This window comes from Streptomyces sp. NBC_01498, assembly GCF_036327775.1.
In the GTDB taxonomy this organism is placed as follows: domain Bacteria; phylum Actinomycetota; class Actinomycetes; order Streptomycetales; family Streptomycetaceae; genus Streptomyces.
This window is the reverse complement of the sequence record NZ_CP109598.1, coordinates 1,824,340-1,837,552: the sequence shown is the minus strand read 5'-3', so window position 1 is coordinate 1,837,552 and position 13,213 is coordinate 1,824,340. Positions and strand designations below refer to the sequence as shown.

The window sequence follows — 13,213 nt, the reverse complement described above, 5'->3', positions numbered from 1 at the left end:
GCCTCTTTACGGAGGCGGGGCCGTCGGCAGTGGTGGCCGTGGCGGTCTCAGACCTTGCGGTAGCGCGCCATGCCGAAGGAGAACATTCCGAAGAGCACCAGCCCGGCCGCGACCAGTGCGAGCAGCCAGGGACCGGCGGGCGTCTCCGTGAACGAGCGCAGTGTGTCGTCGAAACCCTTGGCCTCGTCCGGCTTGTAGTCGACCGCCGCCTTGACCACGAACCAGCCGAGCGCCGCGAACAGCAGCCCGCGCGCCAGTCCGCCGCCGACCCCGGTCACGTCCATGAACCGCTTCGCCCTGCGCGACATCTGCCCGAGCTTCAGATGCTTGTGGTACGACCGCTTCGCGGCGCGCACCCCGATCCACAGCCCGGCACCCAGGATGCCGACACCGGCCGCGCCGACGAGCCACTGGCCCGCCGGGAGCTCCATCGCCCTGGCCGTGATGTCCTGCGACTGCTGGTCGCCGGAGGAGCCGCCCTTGTCGCCCGCGGCGAAGGAGAGGACCGAGTAGGCCACGAAGCCGTAGAACACGAAGCGCGCGGCCGACAGCAGCCGCTTGCTCGCCTTGCCGCCGTCGGGGCCCGAGGCGCCGAACAGTGCCTCCGAGAGCCGCCACAGCGCCATGCCGACCAGCCCGATCCCCAGGGCCCACAGCACGACGGAGCCCATCGGCTTCTCGCCGATCTCGGCCAGCGCGCCGCCGCGGTCGGCCTGCTGGCCGCTCCCGCCGGAGGCGATCTGGAGCGCCAGCAGGCCGATCAGCAGATAGATCACACCGCGCGCGGCGAAACCCCAGCGTGCGGCGGCGTCCATAGCCGAACTGTTGGCCGCCTGGCGGCCTTTGCTCCGCCCTCTGAGCGACAACGCTTGTACGTTCATATGGCACCCTCCCCTTCGTCCGTCGAGTGCCCCCGGTCCGGGCGCGGAAACGGGACGCGCCCCGCCCTCAGCTCCACCCCGCCACGATCAGCGACAGCCCGGCGGCGAATCCGGCGCCCAACAGGGCCAGGTACGCGCCGTAGTGGCGGCGGAAACGGCACAGCAGCAGACCGAACGCGCCGAAGGCCGCGCCGACCGTCAGCGTCCGCGAGCCGCGCGCCCGCGCGGAGTGCGCGAGCCAGTCGGCCGCCGGCACGTCGGCGCGGCCCGCCTCGGCGGCGTACACCTTGAACGGGACTCCGTTCCACGGCTGATGGCGTACGGCGGAGGCCGACTCCGCAGACAGCTCCTGCCGCACCTGGGCGCGCATCCGGTCCGTGGTCAGCGGTGCGGGCAACTGGAGCCCCGTATTCGCGAGTTGGAGAGCCAGCAGCCCGCCGGCCAGGCTGCCGGCGAGCGCGGCGAGGGAGAGCCGCGGGGCGGCCCGGGGAGCGGCGACGCACGCCGCGCCCAGCAGCAGTTCGGGCATCAGCGGCCAGCTCAGCGCCTCCGCGAACGCCCAGGCGAAGGCGAGCGGCAGCCCTTTGCGGGCCGTGGCCACCGCCGCCACCCGGCGCCGTACGGGGGAGTCGCGCAGCCGCTCCTGGCGGGCGCGGGCGTGCAGTGCGGACACCGCCGCCCGTGCCTCCTCCGGCGTGGCCGACGACGGCAGCGGCGCACCGATCCGTACCCGCACCGGCGACGGGCGCAGCCGCCCGTGCTTGGGCAGCAGCCGCTCCGTCCCCGTGATGCCCACCGGTACGACCGGGACGCCCGCCCGTTCGGCGAGGATCAGGGCGCCCCGGTGGAAGGCGCCGACCGTGCCGTTCGCTCCCCGGGTGCCCTCCGGGAACAGGGCGACCGCCCGGCCGGCCCGCAGCGCGTCCGCCATGGACAGCAGATCGGCCGTCCCGCCGCCGGTGCGCCGCACCGGGAATCCCGCGGCTAGCACGCGGCAGACGCGGCGCCGCCACGGCGAGGCGAACCAGTAGTCGGCCGCGGCACCGACGGCGGGCCGGTGCCGCGCGTCGAGCGCCGCGAGCAGCGCGGCGGTGTCCGCGTGCGAGGAGTGGTTGGCCACAACGACGCACCCACGGGGCGGCAGTTGACCCTGAACCCGTATGCCGCCGGTGAGCGTGAGGACGATCCACCACAGCGCGCGGCGCAGGCCCGCGCCGAGGAGCGACAGAGAACGGGCCGGGGTCGGCGTCCCGCCCGGCGAGCCGGAGCCCGTACGCCGCCCGCGCCGCCCCCGCCGTACCCCGTCGCGGTCGCGCGCCGTGCCGCGCCGCCGCCCCCGCGCGGCCCGCCCGCGCCTTTCGCCGGACCGGTCGGCCGCCCGCGCGAGACCACGCCGCCGCCGGTGCCCGTCAACCGTCCGGCGCCGCTCCCGCCCCGTCGCCGACCGCGCCGCCGCCCCGGCCCGTGCCCGTACCGTCATGCCGTCACCACCATCGCGAGCAGAAGGGCCACCAGCAGCGAGTCGACGCGGTCGAGCAGTCCGCCGAAGCCCGGCAGCCAACTCCCCGCGTCCTTCACGCCCGCCTCCCGCTTGACCATCGATTCGAGCAGGTCACCGAGGACACAGCCGGTCAGCACCGCCGCCCACAGCGGCGGCGTGAACGCCCCGACGGCGGCCAGCGCGAGCGCCGTCGCGACCGCCGCCCCGAGCACTCCCGCCCAGGTCTTGCCGGGGGAGAGCGGCGACAGCGACCGGGCGAGCGGGCCGCGCCGGCCCAGTGCCGTACCGCCGCACCATGCCCCGACATCGCCGAGCGCCACCGCCAGACCGACCGCGACCGCCGTCCCCTGGAGCAGTACGAGGCCCGTGAGCGGCACCGCGATCCACAACAGGCCGAAGACGGTGCGTGCGGCGCGGGTGAAGCCCCGCTCGTGGTCGCCCGCCAGCAGCGCGGGCAGCGCCGCCGCCAGGAGGAGCGGCGCCACCACCCTCAGGTCCACCGTGCTCGGATCCGTCGCACCGGGCACCAGCCACGCCAGGGCGGGCAGGACGACGGCGGCCACGGTCAGCACGGCGAGTTCCGCGCGGGGCAGCCCCGCCAGCCGTACGTATTCGCCCACCGCCGTCACCCCGAGCGCCGCGGCGAGCGCGAACGCGCCCCCGGTGCCCAGGAACAGCGCCCCCAGGAAAACGGGCGCGGCGATCGCCCAGGTCCGCCACCGTCTGCGCAGTTCCGCCCGCATCGCGACGCGCGACGGCAGCGCCGCCACCGCTACCCCGCTCACCCCGAGAACCCCGGCGACCAGCGGCACGGCGCGCCCCACGGCCTCGCCCGTGGTCATGACCCCGCTCATGCGAGGCGCCGCCAGATCCAGCCGAACCGGACCGCCGCGGTGAGCGCCGAGCCCGCCGCGATCACCAGGAGCACCGGCACCGCCCAGCCCGTCGCCGACGCGACGACGACGAGCAGGCACCGTTCGGTCTTGCCCACGGGGCCACCGTTACGGCGCGGCGCTCCCGCCGCCGCACCCGCGAGGGACACCCAGGACGGCGACGTCGCGGCCAGCCCCGCCACCGCGACGAGCCAGAGCGGCGCCAGGGTGAGGAAACCGGCCAGGACGACGAGGTCCGCGGCGCGGTCGCCGAGTTCGTTAAGGACGGCGCCGCGCCGCGTCGTCCGGCCGGTCTCCCGGGCCAGCGCCCCGTCCAGATTGGCGAAGGCCAGCCGGGCGGCGAGGAGGACGGCGACCAGGAGCGCGGCGACCGGCCCGGCGGGCAGCCACGCCACGGCGGCGCCCGCACCGGCCGCGCAGACGACACCCGCCGCCGTGAGCGTGTCGGGCGACACCTCGCGGCGGACGAGGGCGGCCCGCGTCCCGGAGAGCCGGGACGCGTACCAGGGCTTCAGTGCGTAGAGGCCGTTCATGGGCCCAACTGTCGCGACGTACCGGCCTTTTCACCACGGAACAGCTACTCAACCGGGCACTGAGTACGTGCGCGGGCGCCCCTTCCTGGGAGAGTGGGAGCCATGTCGGTTCCCCTGCGCACGGCGCACACCTTCGAACTCGACCCGGCCACCCTCGCCGAGGTCCGGGACCTGCTGGACGACGCCTTCGACGGCGGCTTCAGCGACGAGGACTGGACGCACGGGCTCGGCGGCGTCCATGTGCTCGTACGGGACGGCTCGGGCGCGCTCGTCGCGCACGGCAGCGTGATCCAGCGCCGGCTGACGCACGCGGGACGGTGGTACCGGGTGGGCTACGTCGAGGCGGTCGCCGTCCGCCCCGACCGGCGCGGAAGCGGGCTCGGCGGACGGGTCATGGAGGTACTGGAGCGTGTGATCGACCGGGCCTACGACATCGGCGGCCTCTCCGCGTCCACCGCGGGTGCACCGCTCTACGCGTCGCGCGGCTGGCACCGTTGGCGGGGCCGTGTCGAGGGGCTGAGCCCGGACGGGGTGGTGCGGCTTCCGGAGGAGGAGGGTTCGACCTACCTCTGGCCGGTGCCCGGCGGCGAACTCCCTTCCTCCGAAGACGCGTTGGTCTTCGACTGGCGGGACGGCGACGTGCTGTAGGGATGCTGCGGACGGCAGTGCCGGATGCCGCACGGGACGTCCTCAGCTCAACTGCCCGCCGCCTGCCCACCTGTGCCGCAGCGCGCCCGCGCACCGGGGTGCCGCGCGTCGCCTCGCGCAGGACGTTCAAGCCGTGTCGCCGCTCGCCGCGCGGTCGTCCTCCGTGCCGTTGACGATGTCCCTCCGCAGACCGGCCCACGCCGCGATCGCCCCCACTACGGCCGCCGGGACGAACACGGCCGCGTGGAACTCCACCGCCCCGGAGCCCAGCAGGAGCGCCACGAGTGCCGTACTCACCGCCCCGGTGCCCAGCAGCACGCGCGCCTTCCGGCCGGTGTAGAAGCCCCGACGGGGCCGGGCGGGCGGTGCGACCACCGTCGCCGCCGGTCCCGTGCTCGCCGCCCCGGGGCGCTTGAAGTACAGGTAGTACGTCCATCTCCCGCACGGCTCCCAGCCGTCCGGGGCGAGTTCGGCCTCCACCGCCCCGCGTTCGCGGTCGAGAAGTACTTCGCGCCGGTACTCCCAGCGCAGCGCCGTACCGACGGGGCGGCGGCACACGAAACGGCCGAGGCGGTCGAGCCGTTCGACCTCCCAGCCCTGCGCGCCGTGGAGGCCGAGGAGTCTGCGGTCGTTGTAGATGTCGGTGGTCCACGTCCAGGTCTCGGCACCGGCCTCCGGTCCACCGGGCCCGTCCCCGAGGTCGCCGCCGCTTTCCCCGCCGTCGCCGTCGCTGTCGGCGCGCCCGGTGAGCCGCGCCGCGAAGACCTCGACGGGGCCGAACTCCTCCTCGGCCGTGGAACCCGTCTCCGCGAGATACGCGCGCAGATCGGCGACGGTGACGGCGACCTCACGCTCGGCCACCCCACCCGCGCGCAGTGCGGCGGCCAGCCCCTCGAAGTACCCGTCCCCGCCCGCTGATCCGCCGCCTGATCCGGCCCCTGGCCCGCTCATGCGGCCGCCCGCCGTTTCGTCGGCAGCCCCGCCCACAGCTCCGCCCGTCGACCTGGCCGCCGCTCCCGTCGTGGACCCCTTCGTGGACCACGTCGTGGACTCCTTCGTGGATTCGTTCGGGTCATCCATCACGCCCCCTCGGTGCTGCTCAGCATGTTCCGCACGGTGGTGTGGAACTCCAGCCAGTTGCCGCTCTCGGTCGCGAGCCGGCGTCGCCCCTCGTCCGTCAGCCGGTAGTAGCGCCGCCCGGGTCCGCGCCCCGTGGCGCGGAACTCGCCGACGACCAGCTCCGCCTCTTCGAGCCGGTTGAGCACGGGATACAGCGTCCCGCCCTTGATCTCGCCGAGTCCGGCGCCCGCGAGGGCCTTGGAGATCTCGTACCCGTAGCTCTCACCGCCCGTGAGACACGAGAGGACGAGGAGGTCGAGGACCCCTTTGAGCCAGCTGGATCTGCGGTCTGCGGCCATGCCCGCATTCCATCACCCCCATAGGTAGGAATGCAATCTAGATGGCGATGCCGATCAATGTGAGCCGTCTCAAATAGTAGGACGTCCGACTAACTGTGGAGACAGAACGGCCCAGCTCCTCTAGCTTTGTAGAAGCCGAACGACTCGCTCGATCAAGCGAACGGCGGACGTGAGCGAACGCCCTCACGCAGGCAATCCCTGCGGGCGTGCTCCCCGCCCATCCGGCACCTCGAAGATGCCTCATGCGGATTCCCCCGCCGTATGCCTCAGCTCTCTCAAGGAGTCGATCACCATGGCCGAGACGACAGTCCGACGAGTCCGTCACCGTGTCCGCAGCAGTGAGTCCGACCGCAAGAACGCCGCGGCGGCCCTCCAGCGCGCCCTCGACCGCAGGGACAACGGCGGCTCCACCGGCCACTGAGCCGGCGCGAGCCCCCTCCCGGTCCACCGACCGGTCCACCGGTCCACGCCCGCCGCTCATTGCTCCACGCGGGGCGCTCCGCGCTCCCTGCTCACACGCGACGAGTGTCCGAATCGTGGACCACACATGTCAGGCACTGGGACGCGCAGTAGGGTGCCCGTCATGTCTCGCAGCATCAATCTCGCAGTGATCCCCGGTGACGGCATCGGCCAGGAGGTCGTGGCCGAGGGCCTGAAGGTCCTCGGCTCCGTGCTCCCGCCGGATGTGAAGCTGGAGACCAAGGAGTACGACCTCGGCGCCCGGCGCTGGCACCGCACCGGGGAGACCCTCCCGGACGCGGAGCTCACCGCGCTCAAGGCGCACGACGCGATTCTCCTCGGTGCCATCGGCGACCCGTCGGTGCCGTCCGGGATCCTGGAGCGAGGGCTGCTGCTCAAGCTGCGGTTCGCCTTCGACCACTACGTCAATCTGCGCCCGTCCAAGCTCTTCCCGAACCAGGCCACACCGCTGGCCGGCCGTCCGGACATCGACTTCGTCGTGGTCCGCGAGGGCACCGAGGGCCCGTACACGGGCAACGGTGGTTCCCTGCGTACGGACACGCCCGCCGAGGTGGCCACGGAGGTCAGCCTCAATACGGCGTACGGCGTGGAGCGTGTCGTCCGCGACGCGTACGAGCGTGCACGCTCACGCCCCCGCAAGAAGCTGACGCTGGTTCACAAGAACAACGTCCTCGTGTACGCGGGCCACCTCTGGAAGCGGATCTTCGACCGGGTCGGCCAGGAATATCCCGACGTCTCCACCGACTATCTGCATGTCGACGCCGCGACGATCTTCTTCGTCACCCGGCCCGAGCGGTTCGACGTGATCGTCACCGACAACCTCTTCGGTGACATCCTCACCGACCTCGCCGCTGCCGTGACCGGCGGCATCGGCCTGGCCGCGTCCGCGAACATCAACCCCGACCGGGCGTTCCCGTCCATGTTCGAGCCCGTCCACGGTTCGGCGCCGGACATCGCGGGCCAGGGGAAGGCCGACCCCACGGCCACGATCCTCTCCGTCGCGCTGCTGCTGCGGCATCTCGGCTTCGACGCCGAGGCCGTCCGTATCGAGGAGGCCGTGGCGGCCGACCTCACGGCGCGCGACGGCGCCACCCGCAGCACCGCCGAGATCGGCGACGCGCTCGTCGTACGAGTAGCGGGCTGACCCGCCGACGACTTCCACAGCCGCCGGGTCACAGCACCCGGCGGCTGTGCTTTGCTGCCACCGGGTGTCACCATCATTCGTAGGGCCGCATTCACCCCGTTTCATGCCCCGATCCGCCGCGCGCGACAATCGTGCCGGGCCGCGGCACCAGGGAAAGCTCGGACGTCCTAGTACTTGTAGCGGCGTGAGCGCGGTCCGTCACACACAACCGGTGAAGGACAGAAAACATGACCACGCCCCCGACGACGTCGCCGACGATCGCGCTGAAGCCCTCCTCGACCCCGCTGTCCGACGCACAGCGCGAGGCGATCCTGGCCGCGCCCGGCTTCGGCCGCCACTTCACCGACAACATGGTGACCATCCGGTGGACCGAGGGCCGGGGCTGGCACGACGCACAGCTCGTCCCGTACGGTCCGCTGTCGCTCGACCCGGCCAACATGACCCTGCACTACGCGCAGGAGATCTTCGAGGGGCTGAAGGCGTACCGCCGCCCCGACGGCACCGTCGCCACCTTCCGGCCCGAGGCAAACGCGCGCCGTTTCCAGGTCTCCGCGAGCCGGCTGGCGATGCCCGAGCTGCCGGTCGAGACGTTCGTCGAGGCGTGCGACGCGCTGGTCCGGCAGGACCAGGCGTGGGTGCCTGCGCACGGTGGCGAGGCGTCGCTCTATCTGCGGCCGTTCATGATCGCGACGGAGGTCGGGCTCGGGGTGCGGCCCTCGAACGAGTACCTGTTCCTGGTCATCGCCTCCCCGGCCGGTTCCTACTTCCCCGGCGGCGTGAAGCCCGTCTGCATCTGGCTCTCCGAGGACCGGGTGCGCGCCGTCCCGGGCGGCATGGGCGACGCCAAGACCGGCGGCAACTACGCGGCGTCCCTGCTCGCCCAGGCCGAGGCGGCCGAGAAGGGCTGCGACCAGGTCGCGTACCTGGACGCCGTGGAGCACAAGTGGATCGAGGAACTGGGCGGGATGAACCTGTACTTCGTGTACGGGAACAGAATCGTCACTCCTGAGCTGACCGGCTCGCTGCTGGCGGGCATCACCCGTGACTCGCTGCTCAAGCTCGCCCACGACCACGGCTACACCTCGGAGGAGCGCCGCATCTCCATCGACGAGTGGCGCCGCGACACCGAGAACGGCACCCTCACCGAGGTTTTCGCGTGCGGTACGGCCGCCGTCATCACCCCGGTCGGCCACGTCAAGTCGGCGAGCGGCGAGTGGACGCAGTCGAACGGCGAGTCCGGCGAGGTCACGTCCATGCTGCGCGCGGCGCTGCTGGACATCCAGACGGGGCGGTCCGAGGACACCCACGGGTGGATGCACCCCGTGGCCAAGGACTGACCTCCGATCCCGCTCACGGGGTCTCGGGGCCCCGTCCAGCCGCCCCCGTCCAGCCGTTCAGCCGCCCCGCCCCGCCCAGCCGCCCGCGTCTCGGCGCGGGCGGTGCGGCAGGGGCGGCGCCGGCGGCGCCGGTGGCCGGGGGCGCGCGGGCGGCGGCAGTGGTCGGGGCCAGGTGCCAGGTCGCTCGGGCCTCGCTGAGCACGCCGATCGCCGGCCCCCCGCGGGCCCAAGTCGGGCGACGTGTTCCCGAGTTGACCGGGGCCTGGCCGGCCCCGCCGCCCTGGTCCGGTACGCCTAGGTCCCCGGTACGGTCGGCTCATCGCCCCGTCACCCCCGCCCCGCGCGGGCCCAAGTCGGGCGACGTGTTCCCGAGTTGACCGGGGCCTGGCCGGCCCCGCCGCCCTGGTCCGGTACGCCTAGGTCCCCGGTACGGTCGGCTCATCGCCCCGTCACCCCCGCCCCGCGCGGGCCCAAGTCGGGCGACGTATTCCCGAGTTGACCGGGACCCGGCCGGCCCCGCCGCCCTGGTCCCCGTAGGCCCCGGTGCGCGGCACGCCCCCGGTACGGCCGGCCCCACCGCCCCGGCGCGTCCCGCCCGTCCCGCGCCCCGTCCCCCGATACGACCGCGCGCGGCAGGCTCCGCCGTACGACCGTCGGCCGGTACGACCACCGAACGACCGCGGTACGGGCCCCGGGTACGTCACCCCCCCGCCCCCTCCTCCCGCCCCGCCCCACCCTTCCCGTCGTCCCGCCGACCCCGCTGGGCGACACCCGTACCGCCCGCATCGTGAGACGGGGGCTCTCACGGTGGCGCGAACGTGCCACACTGCATTCGTGTTCTGCTTCGCCATGATTATCGGCAACAGGCGCGCCGGTCCGCAGTGACCGCCCCGTACCACCAGGTACGCGGTGGGCATCGTGCCCCAGACCCGCGCGCAGACCTCTCGCACCCGCGAGGGGTTTTTTCGTTTTCCGGCCCCACCCCGGCCGGAACGGGACGCACGCGGCGACGGGGGCAGTGGAGCCAGACCCTCCCTCACTCAACAGGAGCCACAGAGTCATGACCACAGAGCCAACGGTCACCGACGACAGTTTCCATGTCTTCGACACCACGCTGCGCGACGGGGCCCAGCGCGAAGGCATCAGTCTGACGGTCGCCGACAAGCTGACCATCGCCCGGCACCTGGACGACTTCGGGGTGGGATTCGTCGAGGGAGGCTGGCCGGGCGCCAATCCGCGCGACACCGAGTTCTTCGCCCGTGCCCGCGACGAGATCGACTTCAAGCACGCCAAGCTCGTCGCCTTCGGCGCCACCCGCCGCCCCGGAGCCAAGGCCGCCGACGACCCGCAGGTCGCGGCGCTCCTCGACTCCGGCGCCCCGGTGGTCACCCTCGTCGCCAAGTCGCACGACCGGCATGTGGAACTCGCGCTCCGCACCACGCTCGAAGAGAACCTGGCGATGGTCGCCGACACCGTCTCCCACCTGCGCGAACAGGGCCGGCGCGTGTTCGTCGACTGCGAGCACTTCTTCGACGGTTACCGCGCCAACCCGGAGTACGCCAAGGCCGTCGTCCGCGCCGCCTCCGAGGCCGGCGCCGATGTCGTCATCCTCTGCGACACCAACGGCGGCATGCTCCCCGCCCAGATCCAGGCCGTGGTCGCCACCGTCCTCGCCGACACCGGCGCCCGGCTCGGCATCCACGCCCAGGACGACACCGGCTGCGCCGTCGCCAACACCCTCGCCGCCGTGGACGCGGGCGCCACGCATGTGCAGTGCACCGCCAACGGCTACGGCGAGCGCGTCGGCAACGCGAACCTCTTCCCCGTCGTCGCCGCGCTGGAACTCAAGTACGGCAAGCAGGTGCTGCCCCCCGGCGCGCTCGCCGAGATGACCCGGATCTCGCACGCCATCGCGGAGGTCGTCAACCTGACCCCCTCCACCCACCAGCCGTACGTGGGTGTCTCCGCCTTCGCGCACAAGGCCGGGCTGCATGCCTCCGCGATCAAGGTCGACCCCGACCTCTACCAGCACATCGACCCCACCCTGGTCGGCAACACCATGCGGATGCTCGTCTCCGACATGGCGGGCCGCGCCTCGATCGAGCTCAAGGGCAAGGAACTGGGTGTCGACCTCGGCGACGACCGCGATCTGGTCGGCCGCGTGGTCGGCCGGGTCAAGGAACGTGAGCTGAAGGGCTACACCTACGAGGCGGCCGACGCCTCCTTCGAGCTGCTGCTGCGTGAGGAGGCCGAGGGCCGGGCGCTCACCTACTTCCGTACGGAGTCCTGGCGCGCGATCGTCGAGGACCGCCCGGACGGCTCGCACGCCAACGAGGCGACCGTGAAGCTGTGGGCCAAGGGGGAGCGCATCGTCGCCACCGCCGAGGGCAACGGTCCGGTCAACGCGCTGGACCGGGCCATGCGCGTCGGCCTGGAGCGCATCTACCCGCAACTGGCCAAACTGGAGCTGGTCGACTACAAGGTCCGCATCCTGGAAGGCAAGCACGGTACGGAGTCCACGACCCGGGTGCTGATCACCACGGCGGACGGAACCGCGGAGTGGTCGACGGTCGGCGTGGGCGAGAACGTGATCGCCGCCTCCTGGCAGGCCCTGGAGGACGCGTACACCTACGGACTGCTGCGGGCCGGGGTCGAGCCGGCCGAATAGGGCGTGACGGGAGATACCCACGGGATCCCACGGTGGATCCGCGCGGTGCGTACGGGGGCCGGTGACCGAAAAGGGTCACCGGCCCCCGTACGTATGAGGAGGCACTGAGGAGGCACCCGGCGCCGGGGCGTGAGCCGAGCATGAGCGCCGATGTGAACTCCGGTCAAGAGTTTGAACATTCAGAACCTGAACGCATAACCCCCTCTGGATCCCCAGGAGTCGCCTCCCGAGCAATTTCGGTGTGAAGTCTTGACGGTGTTGGTCTGGACCGGTTAACTCACCGCTCAAAATTGGAACCGGTTCCGGTACCGGTACCGGAACCGGTTCCGACCAACGATTCGAGGCCCTTCGATGCGTGTCACCATCGCGGATGTCGCCCGCGCGGCAGGTGTCAGCAAGACGACCGTGTCGCGGGTGATCAACACCAAGGGCGAGGTCGACATCGGAACGGCCGCCCGGGTCCGCGACGTCATCGCATCTCTTGGATACGTGCCCAGTTCGGGCGCCGTCGGACTGGCCCGCGGCAGCAGCCGTACGGTCGGGATGCTGGTGCCCTCACTGACCTGGCCGTGGATGGGTGAAGTCCTCCAGGGCGTGGTCGACACGGTGGAGGCCGCCGGTTACGGCCTGCTGCTCTTCACCATCAACCGCGGCGCGGACTCGGTCGAGCGTTTCACCACCCAGGTCTCCGCGCGGGCCTTCGACGGACTGCTCGTCGTCGAACCCGAGAACACGCTCGACAGGATCGCCGCGCTGAACCGCAAGGGTCTGCCCGTCGTGCTCATCGACGATCGCGGCAGTCACCCGGACGCGTTTCCCTCCGTCGTGACCACCAACCACGAAGGAGGTGCGTCCGCCGCCCGCCACCTGCTGGCCGACGGACGCGGCAGGCCCCTCGTCATCACGGGGCCGGAGCACTTCGGCTGTGTACGCGACCGGCTCGGCGGCTTCCGCGAGATCCTCCCGACCGACCTGGTCGCCGTGGGGGACTTCACGGAGCCCTCCGGACGCCTCGCCGTCGAGCGACTCCTCGCGGCGGGCACCCCGTTCGACTCCGTCTTCGCGCACAACGACATCAGCGCGGCCGGAGCGCTGAGGGCGCTGCGCGCGGCGGGGCGGTCCGTACCGGACGACATCGCCGTGGTCGGCTTCGACGACATCCCGATGGCCCAGCACACCGAACCGCCCCTCACCACCGTCCGTCAGCCCACCCGGCGGATGGGGGAGACGGCGGCGCGGATGCTGCTCGGGCATTTGGGAGGGCAGACCGCACCGGACGAACCGGTCGTTCTTCCAACCGAGTTGGTCGTACGGCAGTCGGCGCCGGCCGCCACCCGCGACCGCGTGGCCACGGGGTCGCCGGAGGCACCCGGGGCGAGCGTCCGGCCCGCCGGCCCCGTACCCGCGTAACACCCGCCCCGTATTCGTCACTTGACGGGGCGTCAGCACGGCCCGCACCAGCACTGCGCACTCCCCGTACACCCGGCACACCCAGCACGGCGGACGTACCGGCACCGCGCGGATCAGCACGACGCACCTCGGCACAAGGCACCTCGGCACGACGCACCTCAGCCCGGTCGCACAGCGCTCGTCGCACCACCCGTACAGCAGCAGATCGATACACCCGCACACCCGCACCCCCGTACGCGAGCAACACCCGCACGCGAGCAACACCCGCACGCGAGCAACACCCGTACACGAGCAACACCC

11 protein-coding genes and 1 pseudogene are annotated in these 13,213 nt (G+C 72.5%); 6 read left to right on the top strand and 6 right to left on the bottom strand.

The annotated features are described in order from the left end of the window. Positions 1 to 47 precede the first annotated feature (47 nt). From OG875_RS07585 to OG875_RS07570, 4 genes are all read right to left on the bottom strand, one after another. Positions 48 to 881 (bottom strand): DUF1206 domain-containing protein, encoded by an 834-nt coding sequence (locus OG875_RS07585; protein ID WP_330173450.1) that lies wholly within the window; start codon positions 879 to 881, stop codon positions 48 to 50. A gap of 67 nt (positions 882 to 948) precedes the next feature. After that, on the bottom strand, positions 949 to 2,361 hold the full coding sequence (locus OG875_RS07580) for a lysophospholipid acyltransferase family protein (protein WP_330173449.1): 1,413 nt from the start codon (positions 2,359 to 2,361) through the stop codon (positions 949 to 951). Further along, positions 2,358 to 3,224, bottom strand: coding sequence for a phosphatidate cytidylyltransferase (locus OG875_RS07575; RefSeq protein ID WP_443079074.1), 867 nt, complete (start codon positions 3,222 to 3,224; stop codon positions 2,358 to 2,360). Before OG875_RS07575 ends, OG875_RS07580 begins: the two co-directional genes overlap by 4 nt. 8 nt (positions 3,225 to 3,232) lie before the next feature. After that, entirely contained in the window at positions 3,233 to 3,808 is a 576-nt protein-coding gene (locus OG875_RS07570) for a CDP-alcohol phosphatidyltransferase family protein (protein ID WP_330173447.1), read from the bottom strand. 102 nt (positions 3,809 to 3,910) lie between these two features. Here OG875_RS07570 and OG875_RS07565 point away from each other — a divergent pair, with 102 nt between their 5' ends. Next, positions 3,911 to 4,456 carry a GNAT family N-acetyltransferase gene (locus OG875_RS07565; protein WP_330173446.1) on the top strand — a complete coding sequence of 182 codons (546 nt, stop codon included), beginning with the start codon at positions 3,911 to 3,913 and terminating at the stop codon, positions 4,454 to 4,456. A gap of 126 nt (positions 4,457 to 4,582) precedes the next feature. On the opposite strand, the gene OG875_RS07560 is transcribed toward OG875_RS07565, so the two are convergent. After that, positions 4,583 to 5,407 (bottom strand): hypothetical protein, encoded by an 825-nt coding sequence (locus OG875_RS07560; protein ID WP_330173445.1) that lies wholly within the window; start codon positions 5,405 to 5,407, stop codon positions 4,583 to 4,585. 128 nt (positions 5,408 to 5,535) lie between these two features. Continuing rightward, positions 5,536 to 5,874, bottom strand: coding sequence for a PadR family transcriptional regulator (locus OG875_RS07555; protein ID WP_330173444.1), 339 nt, complete (start codon positions 5,872 to 5,874; stop codon positions 5,536 to 5,538). Positions 5,875 to 6,166: 292 nt separating this feature from the next. On the opposite strand from OG875_RS07555, the gene OG875_RS07550 reads away from it, so the two are divergent. The 5 genes and pseudogenes from OG875_RS07550 to OG875_RS07530 all read left to right on the top strand — a co-directional run. Next, entirely contained in the window at positions 6,167 to 6,295 is a 129-nt protein-coding gene (locus OG875_RS07550; RefSeq protein ID WP_023538442.1) for a hypothetical protein, read from the top strand. Positions 6,296 to 6,457: 162 nt separating this feature from the next. Further along, complete coding sequence (locus OG875_RS07545) at positions 6,458 to 7,498, top strand: 3-isopropylmalate dehydrogenase (protein ID WP_330173443.1); 1,041 nt, start codon at positions 6,458 to 6,460, stop codon at positions 7,496 to 7,498. A gap of 227 nt (positions 7,499 to 7,725) precedes the next feature. Next, entirely contained in the window at positions 7,726 to 8,835 is a 1,110-nt protein-coding gene (locus OG875_RS07540; protein WP_330173442.1) for a branched-chain amino acid aminotransferase, read from the top strand. Positions 8,836 to 9,895: 1,060 nt separating this feature from the next. After that, on the top strand, positions 9,896 to 11,503 hold the full coding sequence (gene cimA, locus OG875_RS07535) for a citramalate synthase (RefSeq protein WP_330173441.1): 1,608 nt from the start codon (positions 9,896 to 9,898) through the stop codon (positions 11,501 to 11,503). 351 nt (positions 11,504 to 11,854) lie between these two features. After that, a pseudogene (locus OG875_RS07530) lies at positions 11,855 to 12,829 on the top strand (LacI family DNA-binding transcriptional regulator); the annotation flags it as partial. Positions 12,830 to 13,213: the final 384 nt, after the last annotated feature.